Source organism: Komagataeibacter intermedius TF2, from assembly GCF_000964425.1.
GTDB classification, from domain to species: domain Bacteria; phylum Pseudomonadota; class Alphaproteobacteria; order Acetobacterales; family Acetobacteraceae; genus Komagataeibacter; species Komagataeibacter intermedius.
On the sequence record NZ_BANF01000236.1, the window covers coordinates 1 to 419 of the forward strand.

The following is a 419-nucleotide window of genomic DNA, read 5'->3' on the forward strand; positions in this document are numbered from 1 at the left end:
CTCGCCCAGATGGCCCGCGAATTCCTCATGCTCTACCCGACCGCGCGGATCCTTGTCGCTGACGAGACGAACTTCGTGAAGGCAAAGCGCCAGCGGTTCCTTGCCCGGGCTGCGACCGGAAACTGGGATGCGATCATCATCACGCATGACGCATTCAGGTTCATCCCGGTAGAGGGCGATTTCGAGCGCCAGATGATCGAGGCGCAGATTGCGTCTTACGAGGAAGTGCTGGAGAGCGTCGACGCGGCCGATCGCCTCTCGCGCAAGCGGGTCGAGAGCATGAAGGAGAAGATGCAGGCGAAGCTGGAAGGCCTTGCCGCTCGAAAGGACGATCTTGTGCATCTGGGAGAGATCGGCATCGACCAGATCCTCGTCGATGAAGCGCAGCAGTTCCGGAAGCTGAGTTTTGCAACCAACCA

General features: G+C 59.9%; 1 protein-coding gene. It reads left to right on the forward strand.

The genetic code is table 11. The features are described from left to right. A partial coding sequence (locus tag B7449_RS16620; RefSeq protein WP_048883860.1) for a hypothetical protein occupies positions 1 to 419 on the forward strand: 419 nt, incomplete at both ends.